We start from the raw sequence: 21,070 nt of genomic DNA on the forward strand, positions 1-21,070 counted from the left end.
GACTAGCGTAGATCCTGACGTCATGAACCGGCTGAAAGGCGCCTGAAGTGTCAGACGACGACCGCAACCCCGAAGACGATCTGCAGGAGCTGCTGCGTCAGCTGTTCGGAGGTCAGGGCGTCGACTTCGACCCCGAACAGCTCTCCCGGCTCACCGGCATGCAGATCGATCCGGCCATGATGCAGATGGTCATGCGCCACCTGCAGGGCGCTTTCGAAGGCGGCGAGGACGACGGCATCTCCTGGGATGCCGCCCGGCGCCAGGCCCTGCACATCGCCAACCAGGACGGCCTCGGTGTCACGACCGGAGAGCGCACGGATCTCGACCAGGCGTTCGCGCTCGCGACGCTGTGGCTGAGCGAGGCGACGACGATCTCGGATCTCGCCGCTCCCGCGCGCGCGATCACGCGGGGCGCATGGGTCGAGGCCACGCTCCCGGTCTGGCAGGAGCTCGCCGCGCCCGTCGCGACGAGCATGGCCGACGCGATGACCTCGGCACTCAGCGAGCAGGCGCCCGATGACATGCAGAGCATGATCCAGGGCGCCGGCAAGCTCATGCGCCTCGTGGGCGGGTCGCTCTTCGCGGCGCAGCTCGGCCAGGTCGTCGGCAACCTGTCGAAAGAGGTCGTGTCCGGCGGCGATGTCGGCATTCCGCTCATGCCCGATGGCGACGCCGCCATCCTGCCGCAGAACTTCGCCGATTTCGGCCGCGATCTCGAGATCCCCCACGACCAGCTCGCACTCTTCGTCGCGACGCGTGAGCTCGCCCACGCACGGCTCTTCCGGCACGCGCGTTGGCTGCGCCTGCACGTCATCTCCCAGGTGACCGAGTTCGCCCGGGGGGTGCACGTCGACACCGACGCGCTCGAAGAGCTCGCGGCGCGTTTCGACCCCGCCCAACCCGACGAACTGCGTCAGGCCATCGAGAGCGGCGCGCTGCTGCCCCAGCGCTCCGAGGCCCAGACCGCCGCCCTCACCCGGCTCGAGAACCTGCTCGCGACGATCGAGGGCTGGGTCGATGTCGTGACCGAGAACGCGCTCGCACGCCTGCCCTCCGCCGACCGGATCTCCGAGGTCGTCCGCCGTCGGCGTGCCGTCGGCGGACCGGCCGAACGGGCACTGGGTTCACTCGTGGGTCTCGAACTGCGGCCGCGCCGCATGCGCGAAGCCGCCGCGATGTGGCGCGCCGTGACGGACGCCGTCGGCGTCGCCGCTCGCGACGCCCTGTGGGACTATCCCGACCTCATGCCCACCGCCGAGGACATCGACGACCCCGCCGGTCTCGTCGCGCGGCTCGAGGCCCGCGCGCGCGGAGAAGCACCCGCCCGCGACGAGATGGATGACGCGCTCGAGCGACTTCTCGCGGGCGAGGAGGCCGAGAACGGCACTCCCGGCGACGACGCTCCCGAAGACGGCACCCCCGAGGACAATCAGCCGGTCTGAGTCGATCGGCTCCTCCCCAGGGGCGCCGCCCTGTGGATTACCGCCCGCGCGACGGCGTGGCGCGGCATGATCTCGTCATGCTCCGCCTCGATCCCGCGCATCCGCCCGTGTGGCGCACCCCCTCGACCCTGCAGTTCGGTGCCGATGCGCGCGCGATCCTCACCGACACCGTCCCGTGGCAGGAACGGCTCGTGCGCGAACTCGAGATCGGCATCCCCGATTCCGCGGTCGATCCCGTCGCCCTCGCGCTCGGGGCGCCGGAGGGCGGGGCGAGCGCGCTGCTCGACGTGCTGCGACCCGTACTCATCGCCGACGAGCCGCTCCTGCGCGTGCGCGCCGTCCTCGCACCGTCACCGGTGTTCGAGTCCGCTCTCGTCGCGGCTGTCACGACGGGTCTCGCGTCGACCGGAGTGCAGATCGTCGACGACCCCGCGGCGGAACCGCCCGACATCGCCGTCGTCATCGCGCATCACGCCGTCGAGCCCCGCCTCGTGAGCGGGTTCATGTCCGCCGACGTGCGACACGTGCCGATCGTCTTCTCGGGACACGGGGCCGACGTCGGGCCGCTCGTCACTCCCGGGCGCACACCGTGCACGTCATGCCTGGCGGCGCATCGGCGCGATGCGGACGCCGCCTGGCCCGCCGTCGCAGCCCAGCTCGCTCACCGCGCGGTGCCCGCGATCGCGGGCAGTCTCGCCCTCGAGGCGGGCATCGCGGTCATGCACCTCATCCGCGAGGATGCCCGGCACCCGGAGCGCTCGTCGACGACCTCGCTGGTGCTGCACCGCGACCGCGCGCACCGCGAGATCCGGATGCATCGACCGCACGCAGAGTGCCGCTGCCGATCTCTCGCAGGAACCGCGAGGGCTGCCGGTTCCGGTGCCCCCGCGCCCACGACAGAGCGAGCGTACGCGCGGCCCGCGTGATGCCGACGTAGGCGAGCCGTCGCTCCTCGTCGACCTGCTCGAAGGTCGTCGCGTAGCTGATCGGAAGCTGACCCTCGGCCACCCCCACGAGGTGCACGTGGTCCCACTCGAGGCCCTTCGCGGCGTGCAGCGTCGCGAGAGTCACGGTGCGCAGGGCGGGTTCGTCGTGCGTGCGCGCACGCGCCATGAGCTCGTCGGTGAAGGCGCGCAGCGTCGTCGTCGCGGGTGCTTCCTCGGCCAATCGCAGCACGGCGGCACGCGCCTCCCACGCATCGCGCAGAGCACCCCCCGCTTCGGGCGGATCGTCGGTGAGCCCGCGTGAGCGCAGGATGTCGCGGACGGTGTCGACGAAACCCGTCGCGATCGGCGCGACCGTCGCCGCACGCAGCTCCATGATCGCCTGGCGCACTTCGGGCAGGTCGAAGAAGCGACGACCGCCGAGCACCGTCACCGCAACACCGGCGTCGGCGAGGGCGCGGCTGATCTCCGCCGATTGGGCGTGCGCGCGATAGAGCACGGCGATCCCGCGCGGGTCGACGCCGTCCTGAAGCTGCGCGCGGACGCGGGCCGCGACACCGCGCGCCTCGGACTGGTCGTCCGGGTACTCCGTCACGGTCGGTGCAGGTCCCTCGGCGGCGGCACGCTCGGCGGCGGTCAGGTGCAGTGCGCCGGGACGACCGCGCATGAGCGCGTTCGCGACCGCGAGGATCGCGGCATCCGATCGGTAGTTCGTCTCGAGCCGCACGACAGTGGCATCGGCATGCCTGCTCTCGAACTCGAGGAGGTACTTCGCCTCGGCACCCGTGAACGAGTAGATCGTCTGGCTCGCGTCGCCGACGACGCACAGATCCTTGCGCTCGCCCAGCCACAGTTCGAGCAGCCGATGCTGCAGGGGCGAGACGTCCTGAAACTCGTCGACGGTGAAATGCCGATACTGCTCGTGCACCGCCCGCGCGACCTGCGGCTCGGCCTCGAGCATGCCCGCGCACGAGAGCAGGACGTCTTCGAAGTCGATCTGGCGCCGCTCGTCTTTGAGTCGCTCGTACGCGCGCTGCAGATCGATGACCCGATCCACCGGCAGCCGGCCGACACCACGAGGGCGAGCGGCGGCGTACTGGTGCGTCGAGCGCATCGTGACCTTGCGCCACTCGATCTCGGAGGCGACGTCCCGCAGCGTGGGCGTGTCCAGATCGAGCCCGATGCCGTCGGCGGCATGTGCGAGCAGACGCACCTTGTTGTCGACGATCCGCGGCATGGTGTCGCCGGCGAGAGTCGGCCAGAAGAAGTTCAACTGCGCCAGCGCCGTCGCGTGGAATGTGCGGGCCGCGACGCCCTCGACGCCGAGGGCTCGCAGCCGCCCGCGCATCTCGCCCGCTGCCTTGGCCGTGAAGGTCACCGCCATGACGCGCCCGGGCGAGTACGCCCCGACGTCGACGCCGTGCGCGATGCGATGCGTGATGACCCGGGTCTTTCCCGTGCCGGCACCCGCGAGCACCGCGACGGGACCCCGCAGCGTCGTGACGGCTTCGCGCTGCCGGTCGTCGAGTCCCTCCAGCGCGCGATCGGTCACGACCGGCCCCCGTGCCAGCCGCTGATGAGGCGATGGGCGATCGAGGCGGGCCCCGGCAGCAGGATCTCGCTGCGGCCGGCGAGCGCGTCGCCGACCTCGTCACGCGTGAACCAACGCACGGCCGCGATCTCCTCGCCGTCGGCGAGCGCCGCGTCGTCGTCGACGGCCGTCGCGAAGAAGCCGAGCATGAGCGAACGCGGGTACGGCCACGCCTGCGAACCGCGGTAGCGCACGTCGACGACGTCGACGCCGGACTCCTCGCGCACTTCGCGGTGCACGGCCGCTTCGAGCGACTCCCCCGCCTCGGCGAACCCGGCGAAGCACGAGAAGCGGTCGGCGCTCCACAGCGCGTTCGAGCCGAGCAGTACGCGATCGGCGTCGGTCGCACTCGTGACGGCGACGATGACGGCGGGGTCGGTGCGCGGGAAGTGCTCGCGTGCGCACCCGGGACAGCGTCGCGACCAGCCCGCGTTCTCGACATCGCACCGTGCGCCGCAGGCGGGACAGTGCGGCGCTTCGCGCAGCCACCGGCCGAGGCTCACCGCCGCGACGAACGCGTCCGCGTCTTCTCCCGCGAGAGCGCCGCCGGCGGTGCGCAGGCCGGCCCAGCCCTGCGGCGCGTCGAACGGGTCGAGCTCGGCGGGTTCGACGGCCGCGGCGAGCAGCGCGGCGCCGTCGGACGCACGGCCGATGAAGCCCCACTCCGCACCGTGCGGAGCGGCATCGGCGGCGACCCAGTGCAGTCGATCGGGGCCGGCCAGCGGCGCCGCGTCTCCCGCGACGACGAGCACGCGCGTCGCGGGGTCGGCTCGCGCGTCGTCGATGAGACCAGGGACAGCGCGCTCGTGGGCGGACCGGTCGAGGGCTCCGTCACGCACATCGCGCACCGTCATGCAGGCCCTTTCACATCTGTTCGCAGACCGTGGCCACCGGACACCGGGTCGTGGTGTGCGGGCGTGGCGCGAGGACGGCCCGGCGCGCCCCACCTAACCTGGGCACATGGCACGCTCTCCGTTCACTCTAGCCGCGTCCATAACGTCGGCTCTTCCCCGGGTCGGCGTCGTCGGAGTGGGCACGCTGACCGAGGGCGCGGGCGGTCGATACGACACCGCCGTCGCCGATCTCGAGGACGGTCGGCGCGTCGTCGTCCGTGTTCCGACCGAGCCCGCGGCCGGTGCCGAGCTCGCCGCCGAGGCGCGCGCACTACGCGCGCTGACGCCCGGAGTGCGCAGCCTGTTGCCGTTTCGCGCCCCCGAGCTGCTGGGCGAGACGGCGCTCGACGGTGAACGGGTCGCCGTCGTCGACTTCCTCCCCGGGTATCGCGTCGACCCGGGGCATCTTCCCGCGGGGCGAGGTGCTGCCACGTCGCTCGGCGAAGCGCTCGCGGCCGTGCATTCGCTGCCCACGTCGGTCGTGCGCACCGAGGGGCTTCCCGTACGCACTCCCGCCCAGGTGCGCGACGACGTCTCCCGCCTCGTCGACCGCGCCATCGCGACGGACGTGCTCCCGCCTGCGCTCGCGGACCGCTGGCGGCGCGCGCTGACGGCAGAGGAGCTGTGGCATTTCGAATCGGCCGTCGTGCTCGGCGGCATCGGGTCGGCGTCGTTCCTCTTCGAAGATGTCGACGACGCCCCTCGCGTCACGGGTCTGCTCGAGTGGCACGGTCTGGCGGTGGGTGACCCCGCGATCGATCTGCAGTGGCTCGCCACGGCGCCCGCCGCAGCCGACGACGTCTACGCGGCCTACACGGCGCACAGCGAACGCGCCCCGGATGCCCGTGTGCGCGAACGCGCACGACTGTACGCCGAGCTCGAGTTCGCGAAGTGGCTCATCCATGGCCACGAATCCGAGCGCCCCGACATCGTGGACGATGCCTCCGCGCTGCTCGATTCGCTCGCGGCGAGTGTCGGCGCCGAAGACCTCGTCGCCGACGGGCACCTCGACGTCGACGATGCGATCGCCCTGCTCGATCGCCTGCCCGCGGCATCCGCCGTGCCCGTCGACACCTCGATGCAGACCGACGCCTACGATCCCGAGCAGCTGTCGCAGTGGATCGCCGACGAAGACGACGAGGCGCCACGAGAGACGGACGCCGCCGAGACGGATTCCGACGCGGATGCCGCCGAGCCGGCGTCATCCGGTGGGATGGAGTGGACCCCCGACGACGTCTCGACGGGACCCGTCGATGTCACGCCGCGCCGCGCGGACGACGGCGATGCGGTCGCCGACGCGGAGCGCGCATCCGACGCCGCGCTGCGCCGCTGGCTCGCGGACTGATCGCGGGACTCACCCGCGCAGGATGACGCCGTCCGAGACGTAGTACAGCACGACGTCGATCCGTTCCATCGGCACCCCGTGCTTGGCGTGGTAGGCGCGACGGTACAGCTCGAGCTGCAGCATCCGTTCACGTCGCTCGGCCTCCGTGCGCGGCGAGGCGCCCGTCTTCCAGTCGACGATCTCGATGCGATCGCCGCGGCGGTACACGGCGTCGAGCTTGCAGATGATGACGTGCGGACGCCCGTCGAGGTCGGTCTCGGTGAAGTCGATCTCGGTCTCGACCTCGAGCGGCCGCAGCGGCGCCCACTCCGATGCCAGGAACCGTTCGCGCAGCACCGCGAGCGCGTCGGCGTCTTCGGCGGAGGCCTGCGTGTCGGGGAGCTCGTCGTCGGTCTCCCACAGCGCATCGTCGATCGAGCCGCTGAGCCCGACATGACCCGAGCGCTGCTCGACCCACGCGTGGAAGAGCGTCCCGAGGCGCGTCTGGCGGAAGGGCCGCTCGGGCATGGGCCGCGCGAGCCGGGCGAGCGTGCCGTCGTAGTCGGCCACGAAGTCCTTGTAGCGGGATGCCGCGATCCGCACGGGTGCGACGGGTGCCGGTGCCCCGCGCCGCGCCTCGCGCTCGGCCAGGAGCAGTGCGACATCGTCGTCGGGGCGTGCCGGCGGAGCATCGAGGGCGGCACGGGCCACGCCCGCCGCGCGCTCGACGACGTCCCGGCGCGACCCGAGCGGGTCGATGGGCCAGCGCAGCAGTCGCCGCTCGCCCGCGTACGGGTTGTCGCCGATCTCTTCGTCGGGACGGGCGACATCGAGCGCGTCGGCGATCTCGAGATAGAACGTGCTGCACGCCCGGGGCCGCTTCGTACCCGACCAGCTCGCGCCGGTGAGCAGCAGGTGCTCCCGTGCTCTCGTGACGGCGACATAGGCCAGGCGACGCTCCTCTTCGAGGTGCCGTGCCTTGTTGGCCGCGACGAACTCGTCGTACGCCTGCTTCAGCTCCTGCTGCGTGTCGCAGCTGCTCCAGGGCAGCACGGGCAGCCACCGCGCGTCTCCGCGGAACGCGTACGGCAGGATGCCGAAGCGGAGCCACGCCTTGGCATCTCGCGACGTGCCGGGCAGCTCGTCGGTCACCAGGCGCACGACGGCGACGGCGTCCCACTCGAGCCCCTTCGAGCCGTGGATCGTGAGCAGCTGCACGACGTCGTCCTCGGGCGGCTCGGTCCGGGGCGCGAACTCGTCGAGCTGCTCGGCGTGGTCGAGCCATGCCAGCAGGCTCGACAGCGAGCCGGTCTCGTCTGCGGCGAGGAAGGCGTGCACTTCGTCGACGAAGGCACGCAGCTGCGCGGCGGCGATGCGGGCGGGGCCGCGCGCCTCGTTGGCGGCCAGTTCGACATCGAGGCGCAGTTCGCGCTCGACCAGGCGCACGAGCTCGGGGATCGGCATGCCGGCCGCCTGCCGCAGGCCCGCGAAGACGGCGGCCGCCTCGCGCAGTCGCTCACGCGCTTCGGCGGTGAAGCCGGCGAGCCATCCGTGATCGGGCTTGTGACGCAGCACGAAGTCGAGGGCGTCGACGAGCGACCCGTCGTCGTCGGCCGCGCTGCCGCGGATCGCCGCGATCACGTCGGGCGCGAGCGGCTGCAGGGCGGCGTCGTGACGGGCGATCCGTCGCGCGAGGCCGGCGAGCTCACGCAGGTCGGGCAGGCCGATCCCCCACCGCGGTCCGGCGAGCAGCCGGATGAGCGACGAGCCGGCCCCGGGGTCGCTCAGAACCCGCAGCGCGCTCACGACGTCGACGACCTCGGGGGTCGAGAGCAGACCGCCGAGCCCCAGGATCCGGTGCGGGATGCCGCGTCGCCCGAGCGCGTCGCCGAAGCGCACCATGTGCTTCTTGCTGCGGAACAGGATGGCGCCGGTCGTCGTGTCCCCCCGTGCAGCACGTTCGGCCCGCACCCGGTCGAACCATGCCGCGACGCTCTCGGCTTCGCTGTCGAGGTCGGCCTCGAAGACGAGCTCGACAGCTCCTTCCGGTGCCGCCGGTCGGGCACGCAGCTCATCGACGGGAACAGGCGCCGTCGCCGCGAGCGGCGCGAGCACGGCGTTGGCCGCGGTGAGCACGGACGTGCTGTTGCGCCAGCTCGTCGCGAGCGAGAAGCGCGCGCAGTCCCCGCGGGCGAACGCCTCGGCGAAGCCACCGAGATTGCCGGCGCTGGCCCCGCGCCACCCGTAGATCGCCTGGTGCGGGTCACCGACGGCCATGACGGCGGTCTGCGCGAAGACGCCCGACAGCAGATCCGTCTGCACGACCGACGTGTCCTGATACTCATCGAGCAGGACCACGCGGAACCGATCGCGCAGATCCTGCGCCACGACGGGGTGCGCGCGCACGGCTTCGAGCGCCCCCGCGACCTGGTCGGAGAAGTCGATGACCCCCAGACGGCGCTTCTCGGCGGCGTAGTCGCGGGCGAGGTCTGCCAGGAGTGCGAGCGCGTCGACCTTCTCGACGGCCTGCGCGACGTCGGCGTAGACGACCGTGCCCTTGCGGGTCGACGGCAGCTGCAGGACCGTGCGGAACCGCTCGGGGAACGCGGCGAGATCGTCGAAGTCGACGAGGTTGTCGACGCCGTCGCGCGCGATGCGCAGGGCGCCGTCGATGATCGAGCGCACCGCCTCGGCGCGCATCTCGAGTCGCGGGTCGTCGGAGGCGAACACGACGCGCCGCATGAGCAGCCACGCGGCGGATTCCGACAGCACGGCCGCTTCGGAATCGCGACCGATCCGCAGCGCATTCTCGCGCACGATCTGATCGGCGAAGCTGTTGTAGGTCGCGACCGTGGGCCGGTCCAGCAGCGCGTCGTCGTCGGTCGTCTGCGGCATCGCCGACGTCACCGCCGCGAGAGTGTCCAGCGACGCGAGGCGCAGCAGCGTCCGGCGCGAGCCGTCGGGAGTCTCGCGCTCGAGCCGGCCGAAGACGTCGAGTCGGCCTTCGGCGTGCAGGGCGGGCAGATGCGGGAGAAGGCCCCGGCGTTCGAACTCGCCGAGCCGCGCGAGACGACGCTGGATGCGCTCGGAAAGCTCACCGGCGGCCTTGCGCGTGAAGGTGAGCCCGAGCACCTCGTCACGGCGCACGAGTCCGTTCGCGACGAGCCAGACGACGCGACCGGCCATCGTCTCGGTCTTTCCGCTGCCGGCCCCGGCGACGACGAGCGCGGGGGCGAGCGGCGCCTCGATGACGGCGGCCTGCTCATCGGTCGGCGGGAACTGTCCCAGCGCGGCGGCGATGACCCGTGCCGAGAGCACGGGCGCGGCGGGGGCCGTCATGACGCGCTCACCGCGCCGATCGTGTGGATCCGGCACAGCCCGTACGCGTGCTCGTCGCGGCAGTGCTCTTCGAAGGGAGCCGCGAACATCGTGCCGCGCATCGTCGTGACGGCCGCTCGCACGCGCTCGAGGAAGGCCTCACGTCGCTCATCGTCGAACGGCGGCTGCCGCGGGGTGGCGTAGTCGACCCTGGTGGATGTGGGCTTCAGCACGAGCAGCTGGGCGCCGCCGGGGGGCAGCCCCGCGGCGGCGGGGATCGCTCCGCCCTCGAACGCCAGCTGGTACGCCGCCAGCTGCGGGTTGTCGACGACCTTCGCGTCGGTCTGCGGCTCGTTCTTGCCCGTCTTGAGGTCGACGATGACGACCTCGCCCTCTGGTGTGCGCTCGACTCGGTCGATGTATCCCGACAGGATCACGCGGTGCTCGCCCGTGGCGTCGTCGACGTCGATGGGCACCTCGAAGTGCGGCTCGGCGCTGATCAGCGCGCCACCGGCGTCTTCGAAGCGGCGCAGGTAGAGGTGCAGTCTGTGCACGAGGTCGCGCGCGCGCTGCTTCTCGGCCCGTGCACGCCATTCCGCCTCGAACGACAGTTCGCCCCACCTCGTCTCGACCTGCCGCCATAGGGCGGTCTCGTCATTCGTCTCGGCGTGTTCGAGAGCCGCGTGGATGATCGTGCCGACGCCCGCCGTCGTGCCGCCGGGGTCGCCGCCCAGATCGGCGATGACCCAGTTGAGCTCGCACTCCTCGAGGGCGTGCAGACGCGACGGCGAGACGCGGATGTCCTCGCGTGCGAGGTCGCGCAGCGGACCGTCCGAGGTGACGGGCCTCACGCCGAACCACTCCCGCGGATGTGCGCCGGCGACACCCGCGTCGGCGAGGAGCGCCAGCTGATGTGCCGCGTGATCGGATGCCGCCGAGCCCGGCGCCGTCGTGAGGGTGCGGCGGTGCCGTGCGACGAGGCCGCGCAGCGACAGCGGATGCTCGACCGTGTGCTGCTGGGCGGGAGGCAGCAGCTCGAAGAAGGGGCTCGGTCCGGTGTCGTCGTCGTCGACGGCCGTCACGATGACCCGCGCGGTCGCGCGCGACAGCGCACGGGCGAGCAGACGCAGCTCATCGTGCATCGCGGCGCGGCGCCGATCGACCGTGCCGGCCGGCTCGTCCGGCGCGCGCCGGGCCGCGCCGGCCAGCCGCCACGTCTCGAGCAGGCTGCCGCGCAGCCGCGTGTTGGGCCAGACGTTCTCCTGCACGCCCGCAACGACGACGGTGTCGAACTCGAGCCCGAGCGAGCCCGCGGGGGTGAGGATACGCACACTGTCGTCGATGCTCGGCGCGTCGAGTCGGTCTTCGGCGACGTCCGTGTCGAGGATGCCGCGCACGAAGACGCGCGGATCGGCGTCGAGGGATCGCTCGACGAATCGCTTCGCCGCCTGGAAGAGCGCGACGAGCGCATCGAGGTCGCGGTCGGCCTGCTCGGCCAACGGGCCGCTCCCCCGCGCGAGCTCGCCCCAGCCGCGTTCGAGACCGCTGCGCTCCCACGCCGTCCAGAGCAGCTCGTGCGCCGTCGCTCCGCGTTCGAACTCGGCGCGCAGCTCGGCCAGCGTGCGCGCGAGCACGGCGCCGCGCCGCGCTTCGCGCGTGTCGATCAGGTCGAACTCGATCGGCTGGACCATCGCCGACAGCAGCAGGTCGCGACCCGGCCGGTCACCGCCGACCGCGAGCTCGCTGTGGCGCAGAGTCGAGATGAGGCGGCGCAGCTGGATCGCATCGAGGCCGCCGTAGGCGCCCGTGAGCACCGCCGCGACGTCGTCGAAGGTCCACGCGCCGTCCATCGCGATCTCGGTCAGGCGCAGCAGGTCTCGTACGGCGCGGTGCAGGCCGAGCGCGCGCCCGGGTCCCGCCGACCGCGCGGGAACGTCGCGGGCGGCGAGCTCGGCCTCGAGCGCGGTCACCTGCCGCGTGTCGTGGGCGATCACGGCGCAGCGGCTCCACGCGACGCCGTCGTGCACGTGGCGCTCTCGCAGCAGCCGCGCGATCGCGTCGTACTCCTCTGCCGCGGAGCGCACCGTCAGAGCGCGCACCGAGTCGTCCGGCTCGGCGGTGCCGGGACCGCCCCGGTGCGCGACGATCCCGACGGCGCCGATGCGCTGCGTCACCCGCCGCACGGTCTCGGCCTGCCAGGTCGATCCGCGATGACATGTCTCGAGCACGTGCAGATCGCCCAGGCTCGACGCGAGCCGGGCGAAGTTCTCGGGGGTCGCCCCGCGGAAGGCGCCCGATCCAACATCGGGGTCTCCGAAGGCGAGGACGGCGACGTCGCGGTGGCGCAGGGCCTCGACGAGCTCGACCCCGCCGAGCGTGAGCTCCTGCGCGTCGTCGACGAGCACGACACGGATGCCGTCGACCGCGTCGAGGCCGGGCACGCCTTCGCGCAGCAGGCCGACCGCTTCGCGCACGAGGCCCGCCGCGTCGCGGTGCGCGCCGCGCATGTCGGCGCGCACGTCGAGGTACTCCCGGAAGAACGACGCGAGCGAGCTCCACGCGTCGATGCCGTCGCGTTCGGCGAGCGCCTGCAGCCGGGGCGCGTCGATCCCGAGCGTCGTGCACTCGGCGAAGAACGTGCGCACCTCGGTGCGGAAGCCCGGCGTCGACCGGATTCCGGCATCGAGCCACGCCGGCCAGCGTGCGCGACCGGTCGCTTCGTCTTCAGCGTCGCCTTCGAGCAGGTCGTGGATGATCTGGTCCTCATCGCCGCCGGTGAGCAGCTGCGGCGGCTCGCCGCCCGCCGTGACGGATGCCGCGCGCACGATCTGGAACGCGAAGGAGGCGACCGATCGCGCGAGCGGTCCGGACGTCGCGCGCCCCACGGCGAGCGCGAGACGGTCGCGCAGCGCGGTCGCCGTCTGCCGCGACGGCGTGAGCACGACGATCGCATCGGGGTCGACGCCGCGCGCGACGAGCGCGCCGACGCGCGCGACGAGCGTCGCCGTCTTTCCGCTGCCGGGCATGCCGGCCACGGTGCCGGACGCGTCGAGAGCGAGTTCGACGACGGCGCGCTGGGACGCGTCGGGCGACGCGGCATCCTGCCCTGGAACCATGACCACGACGCTAGCGCGCGGCACGGACATCGCCCGTTCGCCGAGAGCGTCGGCGCGACGCGGAGGAGCGTCGGCGCGGTGTCGTAGAGTTGCCATGCCCCCGGGGACCGGCCCCGGCACGCAGGAGGTCATTCACGTGGAGATCCGCATCGGCATCGCCAACACGGGACGCGAGCTCACGTTCGAGACGAACGAGCCCGCCGCCGACGTCAAGAAGTCCGTCTCCGCCGCGCTCGACGCGGCCGCGACCCACGTCACCTTCACCGACGTCAAGGGCAATGCGTACATCGTGCCCACGGCAGGCCTGGCCTACATCGAGGTGGGCACCGAAGAGTCCCGCCGCGTCGGATTCGTCGCCTGACGGCCATGCAGATCCTGCTCGCACTCATCGTCGGCGCGGTCATCGGCGTCGGCCTGCACTTCCTCGTCAGCGACCGTCCCACGCGCGGTGTCGTCGTCGCACCGATGCTCGGCGCCGCCGCGGCCGGCCTCGCCTGGACGATCCTCACCTGGTCGGGGATCGGCATCGACTCCCCGTGGCCCTGGCTGTCGGCGCTCGTGGTGCCCGCCGTCGTCGTGTGGCCGGCGCTGGTCGTCCTCGCCCGCACGCGTCTCGCGCACGATGAGCGCGCCCGCACGCGGTTGAAGATCGGCTGACCCCCGCGCGGCTACGCCGCGAGGCCCATCGCGTCCATGCGGCGCGAATGGGCCGCCATGAGCTCGGTGAACACGGGCTCGACCTTCTCCTCGTCCGCGATGCGCAGGCCGCCCGGACGCAGCGCGGCACGCGCGATGAGCAGCGTGTCGCCGACGAGCCGTCGCCCCCACATCGCCAGGAGCGACTTCCACTCGGGGTCGCTCTCGATCGTGGCGCCGATGATGTCCACGATCGCCTGGCGGTCATCATCGGCCTGCAGGATGCGCGCGACGATGCGTCCGGTCTCGGCGTAGCTCGACGCGAGCGCCAGGTAGAAGTCGTCGAGCATCCCGGCCGTGATGTGCACCGACAGCATGGTCTCCTGCGGTCTTCCGCCGTGCGTGGCCCGACGGAAGTCGTCGAGCGGCTCGCGGAAGGGCAGCATGATCGCCGTCGGGTCGTCGCCTCGTTCGCGGATGACGGCGACGAGCTCCTGGTGCTTCGTCAGCGCCGCGCCCGCCGCACGCGAAAGCGATTCCTTCTCGGCGAGCTCGGGGGTCAGCGCGATCAGCTCGCTGAGCGTCTCGAAGAACCCGAGCTGCAGATACGCGGCCTGCCCGAGGAACGTGTCGATGTCCGGAGCGAGCTCCTCGAAGTCGACGCGCGTCGCCCCGCCGAAGTCACCCCGCGCCCGGAGCGAGAGGGCTTTCGTCGCGGGTGTCTTGCGCTGCCAGAACCACTTCACCACGCCACAAGACTACGGCTGCGGGCCCCGCCGGCTCACGGTCGGTATCCTTGAGGGGTCCCGGCGACGGATCGGGACCCCCGCGCCTGTGGCTGAGTGAAGGGCGTGGACCACTCATCCCGGCGGCTTCTCACCGCCAGACAGGCTCATATCGTGACGACTTTCGCCGAACTCGGCGTCGATCAGGACATCGTCGATGTCCTCGCGGCCAAGGGCATCGTCGATGCCTTCCCCATCCAGGAGCAGACGATTCCGCTCGGGCTTCCCGGCCAGGACATCATCGGCCAGGCGAAGACGGGAACCGGCAAGACGTTCGGATTCGGCATCCCCGTCGTCCAGCGGCTGGGCAAGGACCCCGAGCACGGTGTCAAGGCGCTCATCGTCGTGCCGACCCGCGAACTGTGCGTCCAGGTCTACGAAGACATCGACATGCTGACGTCGGGCCGTTCGACGAGCGTCGTCGCGATCTACGGCGGCAAGGCGTACGAAGGTCAGATCGAGCAGCTCAAGGCCGGCGCGCAGATCGTCGTCGGCACGCCGGGCCGGCTCATCGACCTCAACAATCAGCGGCTCCTGGACCTCTCGAACGCGACCGAGGTCGTGCTCGACGAGGCCGACAAGATGCTCGACCTGGGATTCCTCCCCGACATCGAGAAGATCTTCTCGAAGGTCCCCGCGGTGCGCCACACGCAGCTGTTCTCGGCCACGATGCCGGGCCCCATCGTCGCCCTCGCTCGTCGCTTCATGACCAACCCCATCCACATCCGCGCGACGGACCCCGACGAGGGCCTCACGCAGGCCAACATCAAGCACCTCGTCTACCGCGCGCACTCGCTCGACAAGGACGAGATCATCGCCCGCATCCTCCAGTCGGAGGGCCGCGGCAAGACCGTCGTCTTCACGCGCACCAAGCGCGCGGCGCAGAAGCTCGTCGACGAGCTCAACGACCGCGGCTTCAACGCGGGCGCCGTGCACGGCGACATGAGCCAGGAGGCGCGCGAGCGCTCGATGGCCGGGTTCAAGGCCGGCAAGAAGGACGTGCTCATCGCGACCGACGTCGCCGCGCGCGGCATCGACGTCGACGATGTGACGCACGTCATCAACCACACGATCCCCGACGACGAGAAGACCTACCTGCACCGCGCCGGCCGCACGGGCCGTGCGGGCAAGACCGGCATCGCCGTGACCTTCGTCGACTGGGACGACCTGCACAAGTGGGCGCTCATCAACCGTGCCCTCGAGTTCGGCCAGCCCGAGCCCGTCGAGACCTACTCGTCGAGCCCGCACCTGTTCAGCGACCTCGACATCCCCGAGGGAACGAAGGGCCGCATCGCGACGGCGCCGAAGACCCAGTCCGTCAAGACGCAGCGCCCGGCCCGGGCCGCCGACGCCGCCGCCGAGGCGGGGGCGGCCGATGTCGGCACGAGCCGTCGTCGCCGGCGCCGCCGCGACTCGTCCGAGAAGGTCGGGGCGACGTTCGCCGAAGGCGGCGAGACGGCCGCGGCACAGAGCACCTCCGAGGCCTCCGGCACCGAGCGCGATGCGGACGGCGCCGGAACGCACGACGGCGGCGGCAAGGAGCACCACGACGGCAACCCGTCGCCGCGGCGACGCCGTCGGCGCCGCGGGCCCCGCTCGGGTCAGGCGCCCGCAGCGAACGCCTGATCTCGGATCGTTACCCACGAGGCCCGCGGGGCCCGCGAGGGCGCGCTATCGTGAGCGCTGACGGCGCAGGGGCGCCGTCGTCCCCGTCAGAAAGGCACGATCGTGCGATTCTTCGAAACCGTCGAATACCAGGGCTTCTGGGGTTCCTTCTGGGACCTCATCTGGTGGTTCCTGTGGGCCTTCATCTTCGTGGCGTACCTGTTCGCGCTGTTCGCGATCATCTCCGACCTCTTCCGTGACCACAAGCTGAGCGGGTGGTGGAAGGCCGTGTGGGTCTTCTTCCTGATCTTCTTCCCGTTCGTCACGGCCCTCGTCTACCTCATCGCCCGCGGCGGCGGGATGGCCGAGCGCAGCGCGACGCAGGCGCGACAGATCCAGCGCGCGCAGGACGACTACATCAAGCACGTGGCGGGCTCCAGTCCCGCCGACGAGATCGCGAAGGCCAGGTCGCTCCTGGATGCCGGGACGATCTCGCACGAGGAGTACGAGCACCTCAAGGCACGGGCGCTGGCCTGACCTCGCCGTGCTGCAGCGCCCTCGTCCCCCTCAGGGGTGGACGGGGGCGCTTCCCGTTCCGAGCTCGATGAGGCGCTGCACCATGTCGTCCGACGTCGTGTTCTCGCCCGGCACATTGGGCTTGCCCAGGCCGTGGTAGTCGCTCGAGCCCGTCACGACGAGGTCGCGGTCCGCGACGATCCGGCGCAGCATCCGGATGCCGGGCTCGACGTTCTCGCGGTGTCCCAGCTCGAAGCCCGCGAGACCGGCGTCGAGCATGCGACGCAGCAGCGCACGCGGAAGAACCCCCGCCCGCCCCGCGGGGTGGGCGATGATCGGCACTCCCCCGGCAGCGACGACGAGTTCGACCGCCGTGACCGGATCCGGCGCGTACAGGTCGACGTAGTACGCGCCGCGCGGACTGAGGATGCTCGAGAACGCCTCGGTGCGGTCGCGCACGAAACCTCGCGCGACGAGGGCATCGGCGATGTGCGGGCGGCCCACCGTCGCGCCGTCGATCGTCTGGGCGAGGATGTCGTCCCAGTGCAGGTCGTAGTCGCGCCCGATGCGATCGGCCATGAGGCGCGCACGATCGAGCCGTGACGAGCGGATGCGATCCGTCATGGCCCGCAGGCCCGCGGCATCCGGATCGATGAGGTAAGCCAGGATATGGACGCTGCGCCACTCGTGGCGAGCCGACAGCTCCATGCCGGGGAGGAACGTCATGCCCAGCGACGTCGCCGCTTCGGCCGCCTCCGCCCACCCCGCCGTCGTGTCATGGTCGGTGAGCGCCGCCGTGCGCAGGCCGTGACGGTGCGCGGCCTGCAGGACGAGCGCCGGCGCCTCGGTGCCGTCGGAGTGCGTCGAGTGCAGGTGCAGGTCACTCGGACCCTCGAACCGTCGCGTCGCCTGCACCTGTCCGAGCGTAGTCGGGGTGGCGGCATCCGTCGGGCCGACTCTCGGCACGGGTGCGCGGATCTCCCAGCAGCCTGACATAGAGTCGCGTTCGTGTTTCGGCTGCTGGGTGTCCTGGTGACCGTCCTGTGCGCGATCGCGGCTGCGGTTCTGACGTGGCCGGGCTTCTTCCGCGTCGATCGGTTCTTCCCCGTCGCGCAGCTGATCTCGTTCCGCAGCGTTCTCGTGCTCGCCTTCGTCGTGGCGACCGTCGTCGCGCTCCTCCTCGCGATCGCCCGCCCGCTGCGCGCCTTCGCCCTCTCGCTCGCGGTCGTCTCGGCCCTGGCCGCCGTCGCGGGGGGCGTCACGGTCGTCTCGCGCGGTCTGGGTGTGACGGAACTGCCCCCGACGACCGACACGAGCGTGCGCGTCCTGACCTGGAACACCGCCGGCCCCGCGACGGGGCCGGACGCCATCGCGCAGCTGGCCGTCGCGATGGAGGCCGACGTCGTCACTCTTCCCGAGACGACGATCGAGACCGGCGAGCAGGTCGCGATCGCGATGCGCGAGCTCGGTCACCCCATGTGGGCGCATCACGCCGCCGACCCCTCGGCCGAGTGGGATGCCGGCTCGACGACGATCCTCATCTCACCCGAACTCGGGGACTACTCCGTCATCGAATCCTCGCGCGACGGTTCGAGCAACACCTCGACCGTGCCGAGCGCCGTCGCGATGCCGACGGCCGGCGACGGCCCCATCATCGTCGCGGCCCACGCCGTCGCGCCCCGACGCGAGTACATGCAGGCGTGGCGTGACGATCTGCGCTGGCTGGCCGACCAGTGCGCCGGATCGAACGTCATCATGGCGGGCGACTTCAACGCCACGGTCGACCACATGACGAGCCTCGGCATGGACGGCGGCACGCTGGGACGGTGCCGCGACGCCGCGCTCGAGACCGGGAACGGGTCCGTCGGCACCTGGACGACCGAGATCCCGCCGCTCGTGGGCGCACCCATCGACCACGTCATGGTGTCCGAGCACTGGCGGGCGACGGGGTCCCTCGTCGTGACCTCGCTCGACGGCGCGGGAAGCGATCACCGCCCCCTCGTCGTGCAGCTGGAGCCGGTCGAGTGAGAGCCTCTCGGCACCGCAGGACGTGCCAGACTTGAGGGCATGAGCACTGCAGGCGACATCCCCGCCGTCGCGTCCGTCGCGACGACCGAGACCAGCGAGCCCCCCACCAACTCGAGCACGAACCGGCGTCAGCCCTTCGGCCGGGGATTCCTCGACACGATCTCCGGCGGCTGGGCCGACCGCGCCGACATCGTCCCCGAACAGCGCGAGCAGGCGCGCTATGCCGCGGCCCGGCGGGACGCCGTGTCGGCGGCCTTCCCCGGCGCGCGTCTGGTCATCCCGGCGGGTGAGCTCAAGCAGCGCAGCAACGACACCGACTATCCCTTCCGAGCGCACTCGGCGTTCTCGCACCTGACCGGCTGGGCCTCCGACGCCGAGCCGGGTGCCGTGCTCGTGTTCGAGCCGACCGCCGACGGCCACGACGTCACGCTGTACTTCCGCGAACGCGCCGACCGCACGACGAGCGAGTTCTACTCCGACGCCTCGATCGGCGAGTTCTGGATCGGACCGCGTCCCGCGATCGGCGGCGTCGCGGCAGACCTCGGTCTCGCGACGGAGCGCATCGAGCGGCTCGAGCGTCGCGAGGGCGATCTCGTGGTCGAAGAGGACGCCCAGCTCACCCGCTTCGTCTCCGAGCTGCGCCTGGTGAAGGACGAGTACGAGCTCGCACAGCTCCAGCTCGCCGTCGACGTCACCGCCAAGGGCTTCGACGACATCGTGTCGAACCTGCCCGCGATCATCGACCACCCGCGCGGCGAACGCGTCGTCGAGGGCGTCTTCCACCGGCGCGCGCGCAGCGACGGCAACGCGGTCGGCTACGACACGATCGCGGCATCCGGACCGCACGCGTGCTACCTGCACTGGACGCGCAACGACGGCGCCGTACTCCCCGGCGATCTCATCCTCATCGACGCGGGCGCCGAGGTCGACAGTCTCTACACCGCCGACATCACCCGCACGCTGCCCGTCGACGGGCGCTTCAGCGAGGTGCAGCGACGCGTCTACGAGACGGTCCGCGAAGCGGCCGACGCCGCCTTCGCCGCAGCCCGTCCCGGTGTGCCGTTCCGCGCCCTGCACGAGGCCGCGATGCAGGTCCTCGCGACGCGCGTCGCCGAATGGGGCCTGCTTCCCGTGACGGCGCAGGAGGCCCTCGACGCCGACGCCGGAGGCCACCACCGTCGCTACATGGTGCACGGCACGAGTCACCACCTCGGCATCGACGTGCACGACTGCGCCCAGGCGCGCCGCGAGATGTACTACGACGGCCTGCTCGAACCCGGCATGGTGTTCACGATCGAGCCGGGTCTGTATTTCCAGATCGACGACGTCACGGTGCCCGAGGAGTACCGGGGCATCGGCGTGCGCATCGAAGACGACATCCTCCTCACCGAGGACGGCCCCGTGAACCTCTCGGCCGGTATCCCGCGCACGGCCGACGAGGTCGAGGCCTGGATCGCCCGTCTGAATCCCTGACCCGACCGGCCGGTGCCGGGTTCCGCGCGATGCGCAGGACGCCCGGCCCGGTCAGGCCCGGATCGGCGCGTTCGCGTCGTCACCCGTCACGCCGGATTCTGCACGGTGCGCGGTTCGGGCCCGCGACGGCGCAGGAACTCCGCGACGATCGGCGCGAGCTCTGCCCCGATCTCGTCTGCCGGGCGCTTGCGCCCTGCGACCTCGAACGAGTGCCCGCCGCCCTCGATCCACGTCAGCTCGGCGTCACGGCAGGCGGCGACGGCGTCGACCAGCTGATCGTGCGGATCGACGAACGGGTCGTTCGTGCCCGAGAGGAAGAGCTGCGGCGGCACGATCTCGGGCAGGTGCGCGGTGCGTGCCTTCGAGCGGTCGCCGGGTGGATGCAGCGGATAGCCGAGGTAGACGAGCCCCGCAGGCTCGATGACCCCCTCCGCTGCGGCCATCGATGCCATCCGTCCGCCGTACGACTTGCCGCACGCCCACACGGGCACCTCGACGTGCGCCGACAGCCACGCGTGCACGGCGCCCCATGCCGCGACGGCGTGCGCCGCGGGACCGGGCATGCGCCGCCCCGCTTGCGCATACGGCAGGTTGAAGCGCAGCGTCGCGATCCCCGCGGCGGCGAGAGCGTCGGTGAAGCCGATGAGGAAGGGATGCCGGTACCCGGCGCCCGCACCGTGTGCGACGGCGACGGCGGCCCAGGCGTCCTCGGGCAGCGCGACGTCGGACGAGAGTTCGACGGTTCCCGTTCGCAGCGCGACCGGGATGACCTCGTCAGCGCTCGCTGACATCGCCCGCCGTCGTCGGCTGCTCGCCCGCCGTCTCGGGTGACGGCGGGTCGACGGGGAGCCGCTCACCGTACTGCGGTGGGCCCTGCACGACGGGCGCCGCTGCGGCAGGCGGCGCGGCGGCGTGGGCGGCCTCTCCCAGCACTTCGCGCGCCCGCTGCGCGCTGCTCGGCGCGACGGCGATCTCGTAGCGGTCGGCCACGACCTGCATGACCGACGCGAAGTCCCGCCGACGGCGCACGAACGAGTACGTGACCAGGCTCAGCAGCATCCCGATCGCGATGCCCACGAACAGCACGCCGACGAAGGCCTGGATCGGCACGGAGGGCGAGCCGATCACGAGGATCGCGGCGAACAGCAGCCCGAGCAGGAGCCCGTTGATGGCCCCCGTCCGCGCAGCGGCGGCGTATCCCAGCCGGCCCGTGACGCGCTCGATCGAGCGCAGACCCTGACCGACGATGGCGACGTCCCGAGCCCGCACGTCGGCGGCGATGAGCTCGGACACCGCCTTCTGAGCGCGTTCGTAGGTCGGATAGCTCGCGATGGTCTGCCCGACCTCGCCGAGCCCCTTCGGCACGCGTCCGCCCAACATGGTCATTGCCCCATCCTCC

At 71.8% G+C, this 21,070-nt stretch carries 16 protein-coding genes; 8 read left to right on the forward strand and 8 right to left on the reverse strand.

What is annotated here, in order from left to right; all coding sequences use genetic code 11:
- Positions 1 to 47 precede the first annotated feature (47 nt).
- Positions 48 to 1,442: a zinc-dependent metalloprotease gene (locus tag ACWICD_RS04245; RefSeq protein WP_376128381.1), complete on the forward strand. Its 1,395-nt coding sequence runs from the start codon at positions 48 to 50 to the stop codon at positions 1,440 to 1,442.
- Positions 1,443 to 2,168: 726 nt separating this feature from the next.
- Here the strand turns inward: ACWICD_RS04245 and ACWICD_RS04250 are convergent.
- Together ACWICD_RS04250 and nudC are read right to left on the reverse strand one after the other, a co-directional pair.
- Positions 2,169 to 3,938 carry an ATP-dependent helicase gene (locus tag ACWICD_RS04250; RefSeq protein WP_454139375.1) on the reverse strand — a complete coding sequence of 590 codons (1,770 nt, stop codon included), beginning with the start codon at positions 3,936 to 3,938 and terminating at the stop codon, positions 2,169 to 2,171.
- Positions 3,935 to 4,831: an NAD(+) diphosphatase gene (gene nudC / locus ACWICD_RS04255; protein ID WP_454139376.1), complete on the reverse strand. Its 897-nt coding sequence runs from the start codon at positions 4,829 to 4,831 to the stop codon at positions 3,935 to 3,937. Before nudC ends, ACWICD_RS04250 begins: the two co-directional genes overlap by 4 nt.
- 106 nt (positions 4,832 to 4,937) lie before the next feature.
- Between nudC and ACWICD_RS04260 the strand changes: the two genes are divergently transcribed.
- A complete protein-coding gene (locus ACWICD_RS04260; RefSeq protein WP_454139377.1) occupies positions 4,938 to 6,215 on the forward strand; it encodes a phosphotransferase in 1,278 nt (425 codons plus the stop codon).
- Positions 6,216 to 6,224: 9 nt separating this feature from the next.
- Here ACWICD_RS04260 and ACWICD_RS04265 read toward each other — a convergent pair whose 3' ends face one another.
- Both ACWICD_RS04265 and ACWICD_RS04270 read right to left on the reverse strand, forming a co-directional pair.
- Positions 6,225 to 9,533, reverse strand: a complete 3,309-nt coding sequence (locus tag ACWICD_RS04265; RefSeq protein WP_454139378.1) for an ATP-dependent DNA helicase — start codon at positions 9,531 to 9,533, stop codon at positions 6,225 to 6,227.
- On the reverse strand, positions 9,530 to 12,628 hold the full coding sequence (locus ACWICD_RS04270) for an ATP-dependent helicase (protein WP_454139379.1): 3,099 nt from the start codon (positions 12,626 to 12,628) through the stop codon (positions 9,530 to 9,532). The genes ACWICD_RS04265 and ACWICD_RS04270 overlap by 4 nt, the downstream gene beginning before the upstream one ends.
- Before the next feature lie 136 nt (positions 12,629 to 12,764).
- Here ACWICD_RS04270 and ACWICD_RS04275 point away from each other — a divergent pair, with 136 nt between their 5' ends.
- The gene (locus ACWICD_RS04275; protein ID WP_376128411.1) at positions 12,765 to 12,989 is read left to right on the forward strand and encodes a DUF3107 domain-containing protein; all 225 of its coding nucleotides are present in this window, start codon (positions 12,765 to 12,767) and stop codon (positions 12,987 to 12,989) included.
- 5 nt (positions 12,990 to 12,994) lie between these two features.
- Positions 12,995 to 13,285, forward strand: coding sequence for a hypothetical protein (locus ACWICD_RS04280; protein ID WP_376128369.1), 291 nt, complete (start codon positions 12,995 to 12,997; stop codon positions 13,283 to 13,285).
- Positions 13,286 to 13,296: 11 nt separating this feature from the next.
- Here ACWICD_RS04280 and ACWICD_RS04285 read toward each other — a convergent pair whose 3' ends face one another.
- Positions 13,297 to 14,013, reverse strand: coding sequence for a ferritin-like fold-containing protein (locus tag ACWICD_RS04285; protein WP_454139380.1), 717 nt, complete (start codon positions 14,011 to 14,013; stop codon positions 13,297 to 13,299).
- 150 nt (positions 14,014 to 14,163) lie between these two features.
- On the opposite strand from ACWICD_RS04285, the gene ACWICD_RS04290 reads away from it, so the two are divergent.
- Complete coding sequence (locus tag ACWICD_RS04290; protein WP_454139381.1) at positions 14,164 to 15,675, forward strand: DEAD/DEAH box helicase; 1,512 nt, start codon at positions 14,164 to 14,166, stop codon at positions 15,673 to 15,675.
- Positions 15,676 to 15,777: 102 nt separating this feature from the next.
- Positions 15,778 to 16,191 (forward strand): SHOCT domain-containing protein, encoded by a 414-nt coding sequence (locus ACWICD_RS04295; RefSeq protein ID WP_376128364.1) that lies wholly within the window; start codon positions 15,778 to 15,780, stop codon positions 16,189 to 16,191.
- Between the two features lie 30 nt (positions 16,192 to 16,221).
- On the opposite strand, the gene ACWICD_RS04300 is transcribed toward ACWICD_RS04295, so the two are convergent.
- Positions 16,222 to 17,085: a PHP domain-containing protein gene (locus ACWICD_RS04300; protein WP_454139513.1), complete on the reverse strand. Its 864-nt coding sequence runs from the start codon at positions 17,083 to 17,085 to the stop codon at positions 16,222 to 16,224.
- A 93-nt stretch (positions 17,086 to 17,178) separates the two neighbouring features.
- Here ACWICD_RS04300 and ACWICD_RS04305 point away from each other — a divergent pair, with 93 nt between their 5' ends.
- Both ACWICD_RS04305 and ACWICD_RS04310 read left to right on the forward strand, forming a co-directional pair.
- Complete coding sequence (locus ACWICD_RS04305; RefSeq protein ID WP_454139382.1) at positions 17,179 to 18,198, forward strand: endonuclease/exonuclease/phosphatase family protein; 1,020 nt, start codon at positions 17,179 to 17,181, stop codon at positions 18,196 to 18,198.
- Between the two features lie 39 nt (positions 18,199 to 18,237).
- The gene (locus ACWICD_RS04310) at positions 18,238 to 19,671 is read left to right on the forward strand and encodes an aminopeptidase P family protein (protein WP_376128360.1); all 1,434 of its coding nucleotides are present in this window, start codon (positions 18,238 to 18,240) and stop codon (positions 19,669 to 19,671) included.
- Positions 19,672 to 19,757: 86 nt separating this feature from the next.
- Here the strand turns inward: ACWICD_RS04310 and ACWICD_RS04315 are convergent, their stop codons facing one another.
- The gene (locus tag ACWICD_RS04315) at positions 19,758 to 20,462 is read right to left on the reverse strand and encodes an alpha/beta hydrolase family protein (RefSeq protein WP_454139383.1); all 705 of its coding nucleotides are present in this window, start codon (positions 20,460 to 20,462) and stop codon (positions 19,758 to 19,760) included.
- On the reverse strand, positions 20,446 to 21,057 hold the full coding sequence (locus ACWICD_RS04320; RefSeq protein WP_376128356.1) for a general stress protein: 612 nt from the start codon (positions 21,055 to 21,057) through the stop codon (positions 20,446 to 20,448). The genes ACWICD_RS04315 and ACWICD_RS04320 overlap by 17 nt, the downstream gene beginning before the upstream one ends.
- Between the last annotated feature and the right edge of the window lie 13 nt (positions 21,058 to 21,070).

This window comes from Microbacterium sp. NPDC055357 (assembly GCF_053644835.1).

Coding starts and splice junctions, on each gene's coding strand:
- ACWICD_RS04265 (WP_454139378.1), bottom strand. CDS start 9,533: ATGACGGCCCCCGCCGCGCCCGTGCTCTCGGCACGGGTCATCGCCGCC.
- ACWICD_RS04280 (WP_376128369.1), top strand. CDS start 12,995: ATGCAGATCCTGCTCGCACTCATCGTCGGCGCGGTCATCGGCGTCGGC.
- nudC (WP_454139376.1), bottom strand. CDS start 4,831: ATGACGGTGCGCGATGTGCGTGACGGAGCCCTCGACCGGTCCGCCCAC.
- ACWICD_RS04260 (WP_454139377.1), top strand. CDS start 4,938: ATGGCACGCTCTCCGTTCACTCTAGCCGCGTCCATAACGTCGGCTCTT.
- ACWICD_RS04320 (WP_376128356.1), bottom strand. CDS start 21,057: ATGACCATGTTGGGCGGACGCGTGCCGAAGGGGCTCGGCGAGGTCGGG.
- ACWICD_RS04315 (WP_454139383.1), bottom strand. CDS start 20,462: ATGTCAGCGAGCGCTGACGAGGTCATCCCGGTCGCGCTGCGAACGGGA.
- ACWICD_RS04270 (WP_454139379.1), bottom strand. CDS start 12,628: ATGGTTCCAGGGCAGGATGCCGCGTCGCCCGACGCGTCCCAGCGCGCC.
- ACWICD_RS04310 (WP_376128360.1), top strand. CDS start 18,238: ATGAGCACTGCAGGCGACATCCCCGCCGTCGCGTCCGTCGCGACGACC.